The organism is Pseudomonadota bacterium, from assembly GCA_026388275.1.
In the GTDB taxonomy this organism is placed as follows: Bacteria; Desulfobacterota; Syntrophorhabdia; order Syntrophorhabdales; family Syntrophorhabdaceae; genus JAPLKB01.
In genome coordinates, this window is record JAPLKB010000031.1 from 28546 (window position 1) to 46730 (window position 18185).

14 protein-coding genes are annotated in these 18185 nt (G+C 46.2%); 12 read left to right on the top strand and 2 right to left on the bottom strand.

Translation table 11 applies throughout. The features are described 5' to 3' along the window. The first annotated feature begins 12 nt into the window (after positions 1-12). The 8 genes from NT010_08680 (at position 13) to NT010_08715 (ending at position 10984) form a co-directional block, all read left to right on the top strand. Positions 13-570: a (4Fe-4S)-binding protein gene (locus NT010_08680; protein MCX5806123.1), complete on the top strand. Its 558-nt coding sequence runs from the start codon at positions 13-15 to the stop codon at positions 568-570. A 35-nt stretch (positions 571-605) separates the two neighbouring features. After that, positions 606-1757 (top strand): (Fe-S)-binding protein, encoded by a 1152-nt coding sequence (locus NT010_08685; GenBank protein ID MCX5806124.1) that lies wholly within the window; start codon positions 606-608, stop codon positions 1755-1757. A gap of 48 nt (positions 1758-1805) precedes the next feature. Continuing rightward, positions 1806-4895, top strand: coding sequence for a CoB--CoM heterodisulfide reductase iron-sulfur subunit A family protein (locus tag NT010_08690; protein ID MCX5806125.1), 3090 nt, complete (start codon positions 1806-1808; stop codon positions 4893-4895). A gap of 49 nt (positions 4896-4944) precedes the next feature. After that, the gene (locus NT010_08695) at positions 4945-5736 is read left to right on the top strand and encodes a hydrogenase iron-sulfur subunit (GenBank protein ID MCX5806126.1); all 792 of its coding nucleotides are present in this window, start codon (positions 4945-4947) and stop codon (positions 5734-5736) included. A gap of 26 nt (positions 5737-5762) precedes the next feature. Further along, entirely contained in the window at positions 5763-6215 is a 453-nt protein-coding gene (locus NT010_08700; protein ID MCX5806127.1) for an NAD(P)H-dependent oxidoreductase subunit E, read from the top strand. A 9-nt stretch (positions 6216-6224) separates the two neighbouring features. Further along, a complete protein-coding gene (gene nuoF / locus NT010_08705; GenBank protein ID MCX5806128.1) occupies positions 6225-8165 on the top strand; it encodes an NADH-quinone oxidoreductase subunit NuoF in 1941 nt (646 codons plus the stop codon). Then, entirely contained in the window at positions 8158-8772 is a 615-nt protein-coding gene (locus NT010_08710) for a 2Fe-2S iron-sulfur cluster-binding protein (GenBank protein ID MCX5806129.1), read from the top strand. The genes nuoF and NT010_08710 overlap by 8 nt, the downstream gene beginning before the upstream one ends. A gap of 88 nt (positions 8773-8860) precedes the next feature. Continuing rightward, positions 8861-10984: a molybdopterin-dependent oxidoreductase gene (locus NT010_08715; GenBank protein MCX5806130.1), complete on the top strand. Its 2124-nt coding sequence runs from the start codon at positions 8861-8863 to the stop codon at positions 10982-10984. Between the two features lie 228 nt (positions 10985-11212). Here the strand turns inward: NT010_08715 and NT010_08720 are convergent, their stop codons facing one another. Continuing rightward, a complete protein-coding gene (locus tag NT010_08720; GenBank protein MCX5806131.1) occupies positions 11213-12967 on the bottom strand; it encodes a DUF362 domain-containing protein in 1755 nt (584 codons plus the stop codon). A 656-nt stretch (positions 12968-13623) separates the two neighbouring features. Here NT010_08720 and NT010_08725 point away from each other — a divergent pair. Further along, entirely contained in the window at positions 13624-14934 is a 1311-nt protein-coding gene (locus NT010_08725) for a hypothetical protein (GenBank protein MCX5806132.1), read from the top strand. Between the two features lie 5 nt (positions 14935-14939). Here the strand turns inward: NT010_08725 and NT010_08730 are convergent, their stop codons facing one another. Further along, positions 14940-16091 carry a hypothetical protein gene (locus tag NT010_08730; protein ID MCX5806133.1) on the bottom strand — a complete coding sequence of 384 codons (1152 nt, stop codon included), beginning with the start codon at positions 16089-16091 and terminating at the stop codon, positions 14940-14942. A gap of 381 nt (positions 16092-16472) precedes the next feature. Between NT010_08730 and NT010_08735 the strand changes: the two genes are divergently transcribed. From NT010_08735 to NT010_08745, 3 genes are all read left to right on the top strand, one after another. Beyond that, complete coding sequence (locus NT010_08735; protein MCX5806134.1) at positions 16473-17240, top strand: HesA/MoeB/ThiF family protein; 768 nt, start codon at positions 16473-16475, stop codon at positions 17238-17240. Next, complete coding sequence (locus tag NT010_08740) at positions 17237-17500, top strand: MoaD/ThiS family protein (protein MCX5806135.1); 264 nt, start codon at positions 17237-17239, stop codon at positions 17498-17500. The genes NT010_08735 and NT010_08740 overlap by 4 nt, the downstream gene beginning before the upstream one ends. A gap of 486 nt (positions 17501-17986) precedes the next feature. Continuing rightward, complete coding sequence (locus NT010_08745; GenBank protein MCX5806136.1) at positions 17987-18118, top strand: hypothetical protein; 132 nt, start codon at positions 17987-17989, stop codon at positions 18116-18118. Positions 18119-18185: the final 67 nt, after the last annotated feature.

Below are 18185 nucleotides of genomic sequence, written 5' to 3' on the forward strand. Positions count from 1 at the left end.
GGGGGCATCACCGTGGAGAACAATGTTAAAAGAACAAGAATAGTAAGAAATATAAAAGTAGATACAAAGAAATGCGTGGGCTGCAAGGCCTGTGAGATAGCATGCTCTGCCTTCCACGCCATACCCAGATACAGCTCGATTAATATTGCACGTTCCCGGATCATGGTAGTTATGGATGAAATGCAAGATATCTTTGTGCCTATACGTGCGGGCGAATATACTGAAGCAGAATGTAACGGGAGAAATATTTATGTGATCGACGGCAAGGAATACAGCGAATGTACCTTCTGCCCGGCTTCCTGTCCCTCAAGAGACGCATTCAAAGATCCCGATTCCGGTCTCCCTCTCAAATGCGATATGTGTGACAGTGAACCGCCTCTGGAAAAACCTATGTGCGTAGATGCATGCACCTTTGGCGCATTAACTTATGAAGAAAGGGAAGAAGAGGAAAAAGAAGTAAAAGAAGTAAAAGTAAAAGGCGATGAAATAGAGATAGGATTAAAATCCTTGATAAGAAAGTATGGACTGAAGAAGATAATGGATACTGCTGCCCGGGTGTCAAAAGAATAGACCATTAACGCAAAAAAAGAGGATTAAGGAAGATAATGGAAACAGTAGCCCCCTTCAAAGAAGTAATTGATGAGATAAATCAGGGCGGTGGAGATGCCGTCAAATACTGCTATCAGTGCGGAAAATGCGATACGGTGTGTCCCTGGAACAGGGTGAGAAAATTCAGTATGCGCAAGCTTATCCAGGAGGCTTCACTCGGTTTGACTGAGGTGGAACGTGAGGAAATATGGCGTTGCTCAACTTGTGGAAAGTGCACTCAACAATGTCCGAGAGATGTAAGACAGATAAATGATATGGTATCTTTGCGCAGGATGGCTACAGGATACGGTATTTTTCCTGCCGCTGTCAAGCCTGTCCGGGCTGTAAGCTCAGGTCTTACTGCACAAGGCAATCCCTTCAATGAAGACCGTAAAATCAGGGCAGCTTGGGCAGAAGGTCTCAATGTTAAGCCTTTTGTGGAAGGGATGGATGTTTTATATTTCCCATGCTGTTACGCAAGTTATGACCCGAGATTAAAGAGTGTAGCAAAAGCCACAGCCAGAATACTGAATAAGGCAGGAGTAGACTTCGGGGTACTGGGTGAAAAGGAGAATTGCTGCGGAGAAAGTATTCGCAAAACCGGCAACGAGGAAGTGTTCAAACGCCTGGTTAAGGAAAACAGCAAAACTTTTATCGAAAATGGAGTAAAGAAAATCGTTGTTTCTTCTCCCCATTGTTATCATACCTTTAAAAACGAATATCCCGAATTCAATGTAAACTTTAAAGTAGTACATATATCCCAGTACATATATGAGCTTATCAATGAAGGAAAGCTTGAAATCATCAAGGAATACGGAAAGAAAATCACTTATCATGACCCCTGTTACCTCGGCAGGCATAATGGCGTATATGATGAACCGCGGGAGGTTTTAAAGAATATACCCGGTTTGGAACTGGTTGAGATGACTGAATCCCGGCAGGATAGTATGTGCTGCGGAATGGGAGGAGGCAGGATTTGGATGGAAACCGAAAAGCATGAAAGATTCTCCAACCTCAGAGTGGATCAGGCTCTTGAACTTGGGGCTGAAGAACTGGTCACTGCCTGTCCTTATTGTATCACCGCTCTTGAGGACAGCAGGTTAGTTATGAATCATGCTGATAATATAGAGATTAAGGATATTACAGAGATTATTCAGGAAGTAATTTGAGACGTTTTAAAAATCTGATGAGGGCATAAAGAAGTGGAGAAAGAAATAGTGGAAAAAGAACAGATTGAGCAGTTTTGTAAAAGTCTTGCAGACAATAATGTCGGAGATGTTATGGTTGTCGGGGGAGGGATCAGCGGCATTCAAGCCTCTCTTGATCTTGCCTCGGCGGGTTTTAAGGTCTACCTGGTTGACAAGTCGCCTGCTATTGGCGGCCACATGGCTCAGCTTGACAAAACCTTCCCGACCAATGACTGTTCCATGTGTATTGAATCTCCTAAGTTTATTGAATGTCATAGACATCCCAACATAGAAATTTTGACCTATACTGAGGTTGACAGGATAGAGGGAGAAGCAGGCGAATTCAAAGTGACCCTGAATAAAAAACCCAGATATATTGAAGAAGAGAAATGTACGGGTTGCGGTACCTGTGTAGAATTCTGCCCGATCAATGTCAAGGATGAATATAATCAGAACCTGTCTTTAAATAAAGCCGTTCATATATATTTTTCTCAGGCAGTTCCCCTTGTCACTTATATAGATCCTGAAAAGTGCTCCTTCCTTCAGAACGGGAGATGTACTATCTGTGCAGGTGTCTGTAAGAATAAGGCAATAAATCTTTATCAAAAGCCGGAAAGAGTAGAAATAGAGGTAGGGGCGATAGTCCTGTCGCCGGGTTTTGATGCCTTTGACCCTAAGTTAAGAGGCGACTACGGTTATGGTAAGATGGAGAATGTGGTAACAAGCCTCGACTTTGAACGGATATTGTGCGCTACCGGGCCATATGAAGGTGAGATAAGACGCCCTTCTGACGGGAGGCATCCGCATAAAATAGCCTGGATTCAATGTGTGGGCTCCAGACAGGTTATTGAAGGCGGCAACAGATATTGTTCAGCTGTATGCTGTGCTTACACCCAGAAGCAAGTGATTTTGACAAAAGACCATGATGCCGATGCTGAGTGTACAATATTCCACAATGATATCCGTTCCTATGGAAAGGATTTTGAACGATTCTACCAGAGAGCGGAAGACCTTCCCGGAATCAAGTTTATAAGAAGCTATGTATCAATAGGAAAAGAGATCCCGGAAAGCAAGAATGTAACTATAAGATACTCTACTTTTGATAATGGAGTTAAAGAAGAAGAATTCGATATGGTAGTGTTGTCGGTTGGGTTAAACCCTCCCGGTGATGCTGAAGAACTGGCGAATAAATTCGGTGTCGAACTCGGTCCTCAGGGATTCTGTAAAATTAATCCTTTTAATCCTATGGAGACCTCCCGTCCGGGAGTTTTTATAAGCGGAGCCTTCCAGGGTCCGATAGATATCCCGGAGTCGGTTGTGACAGCCAGCGGGGCGGATGCCCTTTGCAGTCAACTTCTTGCCGCAAGGCGTGGACAACTTGCAAAAACAAGGGAATATCCAGCGGAAAGGGATGTCTCGGAAGAGGAACTGAAAGTCGGGGTTTTTGTATGTCACTGCGGAGCTAATATTGGAAGAGTTGTCAATGTTCCCTCGGTAGTCGAATACGCTCTGACCTTAGATAATGTTGCCCACGCTCAGGAAGCCCTGTTTGCATGTTCTACCGATACTGCCCGGCAGATATCTAATACGATCAAGGAAAAGGGACTCAACCGTGTTGTTGTTGCAGCTTGCACCCCCAGAACGCATGAACCGTTGTTTCGAGACACTGTACGTGAAGGCGGAATAAATCAATATTACTATGAAATGGCTAATATCAGGGAACATTGTTCCTGGGTCCATTCCCGTGAAAAGGAAGTTGCCACCAAAAAAGCAAAGGATATCGTCCGGATGTCTGTAGCACGGGCCTGCTATTTGGAGCCGTTACAGGAATATGAGCTGCCGGTTGACAAAAGAGCCCTGGTGGTCGGAGGAGGCGTGGCAGGCATGACCAGCGCCCTGAGCATAGCCGAACAGGGATTTGAGGTTTTCCTACTGGAAAAAGATAAGGATCTGGGTGGAATGGCTCGAAGGATTCACTACACGCTTGAAGGTCAGGATGTCCAGGAGTATTTACAAGATCTTATTCACAAAGTTTACAGGCACCCATCGCTTCATGTATTTACCGATTGTACCATTAAAGATGTTTCCGGTTACGTAGGAAATTTTATAACCAGAATAACGTCCGAAGGAATGGACAAGGAGATACACCACGGGGTAGCCGTTGTTGCTACAGGTGCTGAAGAATATAAACCAACCGAGTACCTTTACGGGAAAGATGACAGGGTTATGACTCAGTTGGAACTGGAAGAAAAAATCACGAATGGAGACGAAAGGCTTATTAACTCCGAGTGTACGGTGATGATACAGTGTGTGGGCTGCAGAAATGAAGACAGAAACTACTGCAGCAGGATATGCTGCAGCGAGTCTATAAAAAATGCTTTGAAACTGAAAAAAATGAACCCCGGAATGGATATATATATCCTCTACAGAGATATGAGAACCTACGGGTTCAGAGAGGAATATTACTGGGAAGCGGCAGATAAAGGCGTAAGGTTCGTCCGCTATGAGGCGGATGATAAGCCCCAGGTCGAAGCTGCTGTTGAGAGCGGCAAAAAAATTCTGAGGGTTACGGTAACACATCCTGTTTTAGGTAAGAAACTTGCTATAGACGCAGATTCAGTTGCTCTGGCTGCAGCCGTTATTCCTTCTGAAGGAAACAAGAAAATGGCAGCATTTTTCAAAGTATCTTTAAACCAGGATGGTTTTTTCCAGGAAGCCCATGTCAAATTAAGACCTGTTGATTTTGCCGCAGATGGTGTTTTCCTCTGCGGGACTGCGCACTATCCCAAGCATATACCTGAAGCGATCAGTCAGGCTTATGGAGCAGCCGGCCGGGCTGTAACGATCCTTTCAAAGGATCAGGTCACAGCATCAGGAGCTGTTTGCGAGGTGAAAGAAAGTGATTGTGTAACCTGCGGGGCTTGTATTTCAGTTTGTAAATATGGCGCTATAGACTTTTATGAAACACAGCAGGGCAGAAAAGCCAGGGTTAACCCTATTCTCTGTAAAGGAGACGGTCTTTGTAATCAGAAGTGCCCAACAGGGGCAATTTCTCTGAAACATTTTACCGATGAAGAGCTTTTCCACCAGATTGATGAAGCGATTCCAGCCCTTATGTAAAGTTTGCTCATAAACTAAGCAGGGGTTACTGAATTAGTAGGAGATAAGAATGGATACAGGATTTGAGTTTAAACCAAGGATTTTAGGTTTTTTGTGCTTTTGGTGAGGATACGGCGCCGCTGACCTGGCTGGAGTTTCCAGACTGCAATATACGCCTGATATCAGACTTATCCGAGTCATGTGCACCGGCAGAGTTGATCCTGCATTTATATTCCGGGCTTTATCAAACGGAGCAGACGGAGTGTATGTCGGCGGGTGTTGGCCTGGCGAATGCCATTATACAACCGAAGGCAATTATCATGCACTCGGTATGATGCTTCTGCTCAAAAAATTGCTGAAACACATAGGGTTGAACCCGGAAAGGTTAAGGCTTGAATGGGTATCTGCCTCTGAAGGAATCAGATTCGCCGAAGTTATGAACGACGTTGCCAAAAAAATAAAGGAATTAGGACCTCTTGGTAAAGGTGAAGGAATGGACGAAAGTGTGCTTAAGTTCAAACTGGAAGCTGTTAAGAATATACTTCCCTATATTAAGCTTGTGGAAAGGGAGAGACTGAGAGTACCTTTTAATACAGTTGAAGAATATAACAAATTTTTTGCCAGTGATGAGGTAGACAGGATATTCCAGGAAATGATTGTTGATAAACTGGCTGTAAGTGAAATTATGTTACTCCTTCAGGAAAAACCACTCTCAAGTGGAGAAATTTCTAAGTCTCTCGGCCTGAATTCAACTGATGTGGCAAGACACCTCAGCAACTCAGTGAGGCAAGGTTTAGTAAGAATTGATGAAAACCAGAAAGTTCTGCTCCCGTTTAAAATGAAAGAGCAGGCACGGGCTTAGGGGAAAGACGGAGGTTAGGAAGGAATATGGATAACGGTAAAATTGATCAGATCATCGACAAATATAAAGGTAATCCCAGTTCGGTAATCCAGGCATTGCTGGAGATTCAGCGTGAAAATCGCTGGCTTCCTGGCGAAGTGCTGGAAAAGGTTAGCGAGAAATTAGAAGTGCCTTTGAACCGGATACGGCATATAGTTACCTTCTATAAGGCCTTTAGTTTAGTTCCAAAAGGGCGTCATGAAATTCATGTATGTATGGGCACTGCCTGTCATGTGCGCGGTGCGCCGCGTGTCCTTGACACAGTTCAGGATCTGACCGGAATTAAACCCGGCGAAACAAGTTCGGATTTAAAATTCAGCCTGAAGACTGTTAATTGTGTCGGATGCTGTTCTTTAGGGCCGGTAATGGTAATTGATGGAGAATATCACGGCAAAATGGTGCCGGCTAAGTCGGAAGATGTGTTGAAAAACTACGAATAAGGGAAAATTATGACAAAGATAAATTCGCCAGCTGAATTAGAAGAATTCAGAAAGGGCATCTTATCAAAAAGAAATCCAAATAAACCATGCATTGCCGTATGTACTGGAACAGGTTGTCTTGCTCTCGGAGCTCAAAAAGTAGTTGCTGCTTTTAAAGAGGAGATAAAAAAACGGGAACTGGAAACTAAGGTAGATATTGTAGATGTCAGAGAAACAGGATGTCCGGGCTTCTGTGAGAGAGGTCCTGTCATTGTGATATATCCTGAGGAAATATGTTATCTTCAGGTGCAGCCGGGCGATGCAGAAGAGATTATTTCTCAGACTATCATCGGCAGGAAGGTTATCGACAGACTGCTTTATGTTGATTCCGGCACCGGTGAGAAAGCAGTCCATGAATCTGAGATACCATTCTATAAGAATCAGATGCGTCTAATTATCGGCAATAATATTAAGATTGATCCGAAGAGCATTGACGATTATATCGCAGTCGGCGGTTATTCCGCACTGGCTAAAGCCTTTTTTGAGTCGACTCCGGAAAAAGTGATAGATCTGGTGAAAAGCTCCGGCTTAAGAGGAAGGGGAGGCGCCGGATTTTCTACAGGGACTAAATGGGATTTTGCCCGCAGAAGTATTGATGAGACAAAATATGTTGTTGTCAACGCCGATGAGGGAGACCCTGGGGCATTTATGGATAGAGCTATCCTTGAAGGCAACCCTCACTCAATTATTGAAGGCTTGACCATCGGAGCCTATGCTATTGGCGCGCATCAGGGTTATATATACGTCAGACAGGAATACCCCCTGGCAGTGGAGAATGTCACTATCGCCATCAAGAAGGCTCAGGAATATGGTCTACTCGGAAAAAATATTCTCGGCTCAGGATTCGATTTCAACGTTGAAGTACAGCAGGGAGCTGGCGCATTCGTTTGCGGCGAGGAAACTGCTTTGCTCAGATCGCTTGAGGGCAAGCCGGGTGAGCCGAAAGCAAGGCCGCCATATCCGGCTGTAAAAGGCCTCTGGGACAAACCGACAAATATAAATAATGTGGAAACATGGGCTAATGTTCCTTTAATCATTAACAAAGGGGCTGATTCTTTTGCTTCAGTCGGCACAGGCAAGAGTAAAGGCACCAAGATATTTTCCTTAGTCGGCAAGGTGAACAATACCGGCCTTGTAGAAGTCCCCATGGGCATAACGCTGCGAGATATTATCTATAAAATAGGCGGTGGTGTCCCCGGCGGCAAGAAATTCAAGGCAGTACAAACAGGCGGTCCATCAGGAGGTTGTATACCTGAAGAACAGCTGGACATTGCAGTAGACTTTGACGAGCTGGCAAAAGTCGGCGCAATAATGGGTTCAGGCGGCATGATCGTAATGGATGAAGACACCTGTATGGTTGATGTTGCCAAATATTTTCTGCATTTTCTGACTGAAGAATCATGCGGAAAATGTGTCCCGTGCCGCGAGGGCATCAGACAGATGCTTAAGATTCTCACCAACATCACAGAAGGAAAGGGAAAAGAGAGCGACATAGAGATTTTGGAAAGATTATGCAAAACAACCAGCGCGGCCTCTTTGTGCGCACTGGGGAAGACTGCTCCCAGCCCGGTTTTGAGTACACTGCGTTACTTCAGAGATGAGTATGATGCGCACATAAAGGACAAACGGTGTCCGGCTCTTTCATGCAAGGAACTGATCGCTTACTATATTGACCCGGCGAAGTGCAATGCCTGTATGACATGCTTGAAGAAGTGTCCTGCAGATGCGATTTCAGGCGGCAAAAATTTGATACATATAATTAATCAGGATAAATGCACAAAGTGCGGAACGTGTTTTGAGGTCTGTCCTCCAAAATTCCGCGCAGTCACGAAAATTTCAGGAGTTCCGGTTCCGCCCCCTATTCCTGAAGAAGCAAGAACAATAGTTAGAGGGGGTAAGAAAGATGAGTGAAATAAGTTTACAGATTGATGGAATAGATATTAAGGCAAAGGATGGGATGACCATTCTTGAGGCAGCAAAAAGCGCCGGGATAAAAATTCCGACACTTTGTCACTATGAAAAATTGGAACCTTACGGGGCATGCCGAATTTGCACAGTAGAAATAGAATCTCAGGGCAGGAAAAATCTGGTTGCATCCTGCCTTTACCCGGTAGAAAAAAATCTGATAGTAAAAACAAGAACAGAGACTGTAGATGAAATTCGCAAAATGATCTTGGAACTGCTGTTGGCTCATGCCCCAGGCGCTCCGGAATTGCAGAATTTAGCGGAAGAATATGGAGCAAACGCAAACCTTTTTGAAAAAGAGCCTTCATTCTGCATTCTTTGCGGTCTATGCGTAAGATACTGTACTGAAGTTAAGAAGAAGAACGCCCTTGCATTCGCTGATCAGGGACCAAAACGGGAGATAAACTTCATCACAGAGATAGCATCCAAAGAATGCTGGAAATGCAAAGAATGTTTTCCGCTCTGCCCCACATCGTATTTACAGGCAGCATTCTTTTTAACCGAAGGGCTCGCATTCCCTGAACATTCACATTCTGCCACAGAGGAGGGATAGACAAGCCTCTTCGGGGACGAGTTTAAACAGAGGGACTGAATCTTCTCTACGGAGAAGGAAGAAATGCTAAACAAGGAGGTACGGTATTATGGCGACAGAAATAATTAAATCAGACTGTATCATGTGTATCAACAGTTGTGGAATAAATGCCTATGTGGAAGACGGCAAACTGGTCAAGGTCGAGGGCATGAAGGAGCATCCTATCAGCCTCGGCGAGCTGTGCCCTCGTGGCGCCGCACTGCCTGAGTGGGTGAATTCAAAGGATAGGCTTACCTATCCCATGAAGAAGAAGACTGACGGCGGGTGGGAACGTGTTTCCTGGGATTGGGCCATAGACACAATAGCACAGAAGTTTCAGGAGATAAAGGACAAGTACGGCGCCAAGGCGCTCGCTGTCTACACAGGTTCCCTTGGAACAGAGAATATCGAACTCGCAGCTTATGCACAGAGATTCCGTGGAGTCTACGGAACACCCAACCTGTTATCAGTTGAGGGCAATTGCTTCCGATCACGCATCATGGCCCGTCAGATGACCTTTGGGGGATATCCCATCGAAGAACCCTGGAACGCTAAGTGCATCATCGTCTTCGGCCAAAACATGGACAATTCCAGAGTAACTGTGGGCCGGAAGATCTACAAAGCCATGGACGCCGGGACCCTCAAGCACGTCATAATCGTTGATCCGAAAAAGATCCCCATGGCAGAGAGAGGAATTCATATCCAGATCAGGCCCGGCACAGACACGGCGCTCTGCCTCGGTATGCTGAACGTGATCATAGGGGAAGAACTTTATGACAAAGAGTTTGTCGGGAAATTCTGCATTGGTTTTGACAAACTGGCTGAGCATGTAAAACAGTACACGCCTGAAAAGATGTCCGAGATCACCTGGGTGCCAGCTGACGACATCAGGAGAATAGCACGTCTCTTTGCCATGGTCAAACCTGCTTCCTTAGTACCCGGTACATGTTCGATAGACCAGCATATAAATGGTTTCCAGGGCAACCGGGTTCAGGCCATCATACAGGCCATAACAGGCAATATTGATGTCCCGGGCGGGTGGGTAAATATCCCCTTTATTCGTCTTGGTGACATGAGGGTAACCGAAATCAGCGATCCGATCGGCACTGAAGAACATCCGCTTTTCCGCCGCTTCTGGGGAAGGACATCTCCATACGGCCAGCAGATGCTCTTTGCAGATGCAGTGTTGAAAGGCAAACCATATCCCATCAAGGCCATGATCTGCACCGGCGGAAACCCGGCTGTAACGCTGCCCGATTCCGAGCGCATCCGGGAGGCGATCAAGGCCCTCGAATTTGTGGTGGTATCAGAGTTGTTTATGACGGAAACTGCTAAACTGGCAGATATAGTCCTGCCCGCCTGTTCATTCCTTGAGAAGAGCGGCGTTGGTTATGTCTACGGCGTCACAAACTGTATCCCCTACGCAATGGTGCGCAAGAAGGTAATAAATCCGATCGGCGAATGCTGGCCGGATTGGAAGATCTGGACCGAGATAGCCAGGAGAATGGGCTACGGAGAGTTCTTCCCCTGGAATACTGAGGAGGAGATCATCGACTTCTTCCTGAAACCGAGCGGACTGACCAGAGAGCAACTGACCAAGGATCATCCGGAAGGTGCGTATTACACGGAAATGAAGTATGTGCAGCAGAAGCGGTACAATACGCCGTCAGGTAAGATTGAGCTGTTCTCCCAGACATTGGAGGAAAACGGCTACGACCCGCTGCCTCGCCCTGTTGAGCCGAGCAAGAGCCCGGTAAGCTCACCGGAGATGTTCAAGAAGTACCCGGTTATCCTGACAACAGGGGCAAGGATTCCGGAGTATACGCATACCCAGCTTAGGGGAATACCTTACGTCCATAAGACTGCGCCTGAGCCTCTGGCCGAGATTCATCCCGAGACGGCAGCTCAGTACGGCATCGCCGACGGCGATATGATGAACATAGAGACACCGAAGGGTAAGATTCAGATGAAGGCAAGTACCACCAATAAACTGGTTCGTGGTGTACTGAGCGTCCCGCACGGTTGGGATAAAGCAAATGCAAATTTCCTGACCGAACTTGAGCCGCGCGACCCTGTAACAGGTTACACAGAGATGAAGGCCCTTCTGTGCAGAATATCTAAGGCGTCTCCGGCAGGGGTTGAGGGTGCAGCAGGATCCTATGAGTGTTTTCCTGCTGACTTGTGCAATACCTGACCAGATCACTTATAAAAACAGCAATTAAGTATCACTTGCAAAAAAACCGCCGTCCCGATGGACGGCGGTTTTTTATGAAATAGGGTTTCCCTAATTAGTAAACCGGATACCTCTCTAACTTGTTCGTGGGCATCCTGTACCTCCCCTTGGAGACTTTATTTTCAGCCCACGCTTTCTTGTTATTGTTTATATATGAGCTTCAAGCTAAAACGAGTATACCACGATGCTTTACACAAGAGTTTCCAGAGACTCTTTCAGCATCTTCTCCAGCTTTGCCTCCTCTGTCTCATCGGCATACTTGGGCCTCGCGACATCGGGAAAGAGCCGGAATATGCCATTCATGATCACCTCTGCATGGGGTGGGCAACCAACCAGTGATGCGCCTTTTTCAGCATGATGGAGTTGGCATATTCCCATGAATATATTAGTTTCTCCGGGATTCGCATCGGCTCCGTCATGGGGACCGAGAAAAATATTGACCTTCGGTTCGAAGGGACGATTGATCAATAATCTGCTGGGGTCAGCCGGATCGGGCCTTCGCAATTTTTCGAGAACGAAGTGCAGGTAACCTCTACAGCCGGAACAGGCATTTTCCGCATAGATTCTAAAGTCTTTGCCATTCTCCAGATTAATCACGGGCTGCTTAAATGTACTGGCTACCTTATCAATGGGGGTACCGAGCACTTCGATCTTCTCAGATTCTATAGGACCCAATCCCTGCAGATATGCCAGCAATACCGGGGGAGACATATGAGGCTTAAGGCCCATAACCCTCATGGTAACAGCATCTACAGCAACCGGATTCTCTCCTCCTATCAAGAGATTCATCGTTTTAGGGTTACCCATTACAGGTCCGAAATCCTCTTGTCCCACAATGCCGTCAATTATAGTAAGATCGGGCTTAACAACATGATGAATGTTGACAAGATTCTGCCAGAGTCCGAAAAAATGGGTCATATACTTCTCCAGGGGCGGCATGACCCCCTGAAGATTTTTGATTCCTAGAGAGACGCCCGCCGCAAAATGTATCTTCATGACCGGGAGACTTATGAGGACATCAGCTTCTTCGACTGTTCGTGGAACCTTTCGGGACTTCATCCGTTTTCCTGCCGGGACCAATTTTTCCACAAGCTGATCGGCGTTCAGATCAACGAGGCTCACCTTGCCGGGGTCCAAATCGATCAGTTTGGGATAGCCATAGACCTCAAACATCTTGCCGGTGGCACTCCGGTTGATGGATGATCCCTCGGCCACAATCACTTTTCCCGCAGTGGGCAGTAGAAGCTCGATGAGGCCCTTCAAGATACGAATATCGGTGACCACTCCGCCGTGATACGTACCTCCCGTCATACCGTGGTCAGCCACCACGTTCGGCTTGAGGACCACTGTCTGTCCCGGCTTTACGTATTTCCTTATGCCTCCAAGCCTGTCCAGCAAACGCTGGAGTGCTGCCTTTATGTCTGCTTCAGTCTGACTCTTTGCAACCTCTTCAATGACTACCTTTTCTTTCTTACGATACGCCTTTAAAGGTTTATACTCTCTCAGTTGCCGAAAAAAGACCGACGTACTTAATTCCATTTTAACCAAAGAGCAGCCGCAGGCTCTTATTTTCCTGGTAGGACGAAAACCATATTTCACCAGCCAGTCAAATTTCTCCCTGTCATCCTCCAGTATCTCGGCAGACACAAGACTTTCTCTTGTAATGAGTGCGTCAATGGCCTGCGTTCGAATCATCGGCTGATCCTTGTCGGGATTTACAAATATCTCTTCAATAGCACTTGTAGCTTTGTTGTAAATAATCCAGCCAACAGTTTTGTTCTCCTTTCTCACAAGATAGACAACACTGTCAGGACTTTCTTTCCAATGCTCCCATCGCGCACTGATACAGGTAAGATCAATACCTGGTATTTTCGAATAATAGCCGCTTGAGCTGTTCCACAGAGTGGAGGACAGTTTCCCTTTTTTCAGCTTTATATCCAACATAATATCTGTCTCCTTGATAGAAAATGTTTTGTAAAAATTCTCAAGATCTATATATTGTAACCGTGCCCTATTCTTTTGCAAATATACCTAAAAATTATAAAGAAATCAAGCCAAGGTTGCAACCCATCCCCCCCGTATTTGAGCCGTGCCGGTTTTTCAGCCGGAATTGTGCTCAAAGCATTTCAAATACTTACGAAAGTGCCTTGGCCCAGAAGCGTTCAACGAAAGCTATTTCGGCGAAAATCTCAGGTAACTCCTGTGCATTTTCCCCTTGACAGGAAAGTAGTTTTGAATGTATATGTCATAGCACCACCGGACGGAACGCGGTTCCGGCGTAACGGGAGCAAGTTGTCGGGTTTGCACGCTTCTTGATGTGTGACATGCCCCGATATTTCACCCAGGAGGTCAGTCGGAATGATGAACCAGGATAACCTGAATATCTATCTTCACCCGACTGAAGCGGTCGAATCGGATAACAACAAAATCTGAGAGATTGCCGGTTGACTCACGACGGGCATTCCCGATCTGGGTCAGAATAGCGTTGCCCCCTTTCACTTTGTATGAGACGAGATTTACTACAGCGTTTGCATGACTTCCACATATTTTGAGGATTTCAAGGCGAACGTCACTTTGACGAGAGAGAAGGTGTTACAAACATGATCATCTTTACCCACCACACGGGCGAACCTCACGGTATCTTAGGAGCCCAGGCTGCTGCAACCTTTTTCACTCACCGGCTCGGCATCCCATCGATTGTAGTAGGCATACTGAGGGAGTTTGACGCTGAAGCATTATTTCGGTTCGTTGAAGAACACTATCACGACCAAGCGAGAGTTGCTACGTTCTCCCATCTTTGCGGCAGAAAGGATCTGGTGGCATTAGCGGAAGAGCTGAAGCAACGAGGCTTCCGCAACATACTGGGAGGTCCGCAGGCCCGGGCCGACTATTATGGAGAAGATGGCCAGGATGTCTTTCCTCACCGCTTCAAGGGTCTGAAACACTGTGTTGACCTTGCCATTCAGGGGCCCATAGACCTCCTCACCGAGGACCAGTTAAAAGCAAAGGGATGTATTGAACTCCCATGGACGAAAAATATTGATCTTGAGGTTGACTGGTCAAACCTCTATGTCTTCTCCGACTCCTTGTATCAAATGGATATCCGCCTCCCGCAAGTGTTACAGGCGATTGGTTGCCAATATGCAAACCGCCAGGGTACCGTGGCCCTTCCGCCTCCCTCAATACTCAAAGACCGGCTGGTCGAGACATCGTTTGCCAGCAGGGGCTGCGTATTTTGCGACGTCGCGCGGGACAAGGGGTTTCATGGACAGGTCGAAGAGAAGGTACTCATCAGCCAGCTTCACGCCCTGCCCGATGCCGGAGCAAGGAAGGTGCACTTCGAATTGATTGATGAATATCCAATTCGTTCGCTCAGGCATTTGTTCCTACTCGCAGAGAGAGAAAACATTCATTTGTCGCAGGTCAATCTGGTATGTAGGGTTGACGATATCAATACTCATTCAGACGAGCTTGAGGAGGCTCTGAAGGTCGCTCAGAGCAAAAGAATGAGCATCATGTTTTCCTCTATTGGCTTTGAGTCGTTTAGTGATAGGATACTCACCTATCTAAACAAAGGCATCAATGTTCAGGACAACCTCGCCTGTGCCAGGATACTAAGGGATCTCAAGGCCCGCTACAGAGATACATTGTTGTACTGGCCTAACGAAGGAGCAGTTCACGGATTTATTCACCCTACCCCATGGGATGACGAAGAGACCCTGTCAGAAATGAACATGAATATGTATATGTATGGCCTCTTCAAGGATGTACTCCCCGAGCACAGCATACCGTTAATCATCCACCACGCGTCCTGTTTGGGCGATTGGATAAGATCGATAGAGGAAAAAGCAGGCGTTAGATTCGGAAGGGACGGCAATTGGATCGAGTGGTGGAATCTACTTGAGGCATAGTTGCATCACGCCCTGACAACATCAGCCTGCAAACATTTGATGGCAATACCGATCTCCGCATTGTGCTTGTCAAGATGCCTGAGAACAGTTCTGTAATCGGATGAGTCACACTGTTTGATCTCGACAAGTTGCATCTTGACGAGTGACTCTATCTGGTTGGCACCAAACGATTGCAGTTCTTTAAGAACGTCTGCAACCGAAAAACCGCTCATCTCGCCCCGCGCCTCTTTGATCCTCAAGCCTTCGAAAAAACCTTTCAGGGCCTCCTCAAGGATAAAACGATCTGCCCATGTGCTATCACCCATTCCCTCCCATTTGTCGAGACGCATTTTTGTTATGGTCTGGATGCAAAAATCGCAAAGCGATTGCAAGACCTTCTTCTCACTTGAGGGGTGTATGGGCTCATAACCTCGAGCCGTGATCAGTTTTACGTCAACACCCGCATCCGACGTCGTGACAATGAAATCACCTCCCCCGTGATGCCAGGGAGTGATGCACCTTGTCGACTCAAGGTCGTAATAGAGCGTAAGGATACGCGAAGCCTGATACACCATATCTAATGTTTGTATCTTTGTGAGGAAGCGATACCCTCCTCTCATATCCCACAGGAAGGCCCGCGTCGAACCATCGTGCCTCTGGAAGTGCCACTCTTCATAGCCCTCAAACCATTCCATGAGAACCACAAGGAAGGTCTCCACCTGATCCGATCTATTGACCCTGATCTGGTCCTTTTTGTAGACACGGGGAAGATAACCAAAATCGTATTTCTTCTCAAGCTGAGCCAACAGCTCGTACTCACGCTCCAGAGTTTGCTTCGCCGGCTCCGATAACGCCGCGCTCACGCATATCCTTATAGAACTTCCACCCGCAGATACATCTATACTGCAGATCTGATAGAGCGTCCCATACTTCTCATAACGGATTACAATCTCTTCGATATCCTCGCCCTTCACAGGGCGCTGCCATGCCTGGGCAAGGATATCCACAAGCGATGAACCCTTTTCGGGCAGTAGGGACCTCTTGATGCAGTCAAAGAAATCCCGAAGGGTCATAAATTCATGATACTCGGATGGGCCGATTGCAAACGCTCGCTCGAGCATGCTATCATCGGCAACAATATCGCCCTGGGGTGATGAGAATCTGTATGCAACGTTCATAATAAAGAACCCTTGTATTCTTCTGTTTTATTTTGTACACCTCTATTTTACTCTCTTTACTACCCAACTTGCAACTATCGTTCGATTAATTAGCGTCCATCCGGAAACCCCGGATGTGACACTATCGGTTTCCGAATCGGAAAGGAGGTTTTTTTCGTTCCGGCAAGGCAACGAATCACCCCGAGGCAGAGACCGAGGGGAAATCAAGGGATTACGCGGAGACGTACAACATGTACGTCGCACAAGCAAGACCGCAGATTGACGCTGTCGGGGCGGAAAAGGACCCTTTCCGGACGGAAACTAATATCGGGTATTGATAATCAGTCGCTTATCTGGTAAATTATCGTAAGTAAAAGCTATCTTTCACGAAGAAGGGCAGATATGGCTGATGACAGTATAAAAAAACCTATAGAACTGAGCGAGCACGAACTTCTCCGCTATGGCAGACAGATTATCATGCCTGATTTTGGAGAGGATGGGCAAAGACAGTTGAAACAAGCCCATGTTCTCATTGCTGGGGTTGGAGGCCTAGGCTCACCTGTGGCTATTTACCTCTCGACAGCCGGTATAGGGCACCTCACGATAGTTGATTGTGATTCCGTTGATGTTACAAATCTGAACAGGCAGATCCTCCACTGGGAGGAGGACGTCAATCGCCGGAAAGTGGAATCGGCCGAGCAGAAACTGCGCAAGATCAATTCCACGATTGCTGTCGAAGCGGTAGATGTAAAGATAACGGGCGATAACATTGCGGAACTACTGCAAGGTATAGATCTTGTCATGGACTGCATGGATAATATGGAGACAAGATTCCTCATCAACGAGGCCTGTGTTAAAAAAGGTATTCCCATGATCCACGGCGGCGTTCGTGAGATGCTTGGAGAGGTAACTACCATAATCCCCGGGAAAACTCCCTGCCTGGAATGCCTTTTGCCCAGAAACCTATCCAAAAAAGAGACATTTCCCATTTTTGGCGCAACGGCAGCTATGATAGCGTCACTCCAGGTTTTAGAAGCAATAAAGCTTCTTTCAGGCACAGGAAGGCTGCTTACCGATCGTATGCTGTTTATAAACGGCAGTGATATGGAAATTATGATGATAGACCTGCAAAAAAAGCCAGATTGCAGGATCTGCGGAGGTTTACGATGAGCATAAATATGACGTTGCACCCTTATATCAATGGTGTCGAGACGCAGCTTGAGGTCCAGGGAAGTACTGTGGGAGATTGTATTATGGATGCTGCCAAAACATACCCGGTAATGGAGAGCAAGTTATTTGCTAAACCCGGCAAACTCAAGGGATATGTTGAGATCTACGTCAACGGCAAGCCTACAGTCCCACAAGAACTTGAGTATCCCGTTAACGACGGCGATCAAATCAATGTGTTGGTATTTCTTGCAGGAGGATAATAAAAACTAAAGAATGAGGTTCAAGGCACAAGTATCACAGATAAATATATATGTTTTTGTTCCTTGACCCTCATTCTTCTTTTTTCATCTTCTCTTTTCTTTTTTCTTTTACTATATTCCTACTCTTCAGCATTTCTCCTTGTTTCTTGAGACTTACTGCATTCCACTCAATTTTTTTACGTGAGGACTTTCTCTTTGTTTGGACGTTTGGCCACTCAATCACTGAGCCATAATGTGTTTGCCATTGACCCTCTTTTTTTACCCCTTGAATCCTTGAACCCTGTTTTTAAAAAAAAGAGGCACATTCCACCCAAAGGATATCCTTTTGATTTGTGTATCAGACCTTGGCAAATGCTTAACAAGAGGGCCTTAAAGCTTGAAGTGAATGAGAGAATTAGGCTTAATACGATTTTTTAGGGCCGAAAATAGCTCCTAAATGCTATACTATCAACGCTTTATCCCATCAAAAATAAAAGGGGCTGTAAAATGGGTAAAAAAACTGTCCCTATTGCGGATCAAAGAATACCCAGAAGAAAGGTTCATATAAGAATAAAATCCGTTATAGGTGCGTTACCTGTGGCAGGCAATTTCAAAACCATTCCAGGAAAGGACAGATAGAGAAAATCATTTGGGACGAATATGTATATCGGCGGCAGACATTACACACCCTGTCCGAAAAGTACAA

What these genes read in the sequence shown, in the direction of transcription:
- NT010_08685 (MCX5806124.1), top strand. Translation starts at nt 606, where the DNA reads ATGGAAACAGTAGCCCCCTTCAAAGAAGTAATTGATGAGATAAATCAG.
- NT010_08700 (MCX5806127.1), top strand. Translation starts at nt 5,763, where the DNA reads ATGGATAACGGTAAAATTGATCAGATCATCGACAAATATAAAGGTAAT.
- nuoF (MCX5806128.1), top strand. Translation starts at nt 6,225, where the DNA reads ATGACAAAGATAAATTCGCCAGCTGAATTAGAAGAATTCAGAAAGGGC.
- NT010_08710 (MCX5806129.1), top strand. Translation starts at nt 8,158, where the DNA reads ATGAGTGAAATAAGTTTACAGATTGATGGAATAGATATTAAGGCAAAG.
- NT010_08715 (MCX5806130.1), top strand. Translation starts at nt 8,861, where the DNA reads ATGGCGACAGAAATAATTAAATCAGACTGTATCATGTGTATCAACAGT.
- NT010_08720 (MCX5806131.1), bottom strand. Translation starts at nt 12,967, where the DNA reads ATGTTGGATATAAAGCTGAAAAAAGGGAAACTGTCCTCCACTCTGTGG.
- NT010_08725 (MCX5806132.1), top strand. Translation starts at nt 13,624, where the DNA reads ATGATCATCTTTACCCACCACACGGGCGAACCTCACGGTATCTTAGGA.
- NT010_08730 (MCX5806133.1), bottom strand. Translation starts at nt 16,091, where the DNA reads ATGAACGTTGCATACAGATTCTCATCACCCCAGGGCGATATTGTTGCC.
- NT010_08735 (MCX5806134.1), top strand. Translation starts at nt 16,473, where the DNA reads ATGGCTGATGACAGTATAAAAAAACCTATAGAACTGAGCGAGCACGAA.
- NT010_08740 (MCX5806135.1), top strand. Translation starts at nt 17,237, where the DNA reads ATGAGCATAAATATGACGTTGCACCCTTATATCAATGGTGTCGAGACG.
- NT010_08745 (MCX5806136.1), top strand. Translation starts at nt 17,987, where the DNA reads ATGGGTAAAAAAACTGTCCCTATTGCGGATCAAAGAATACCCAGAAGA.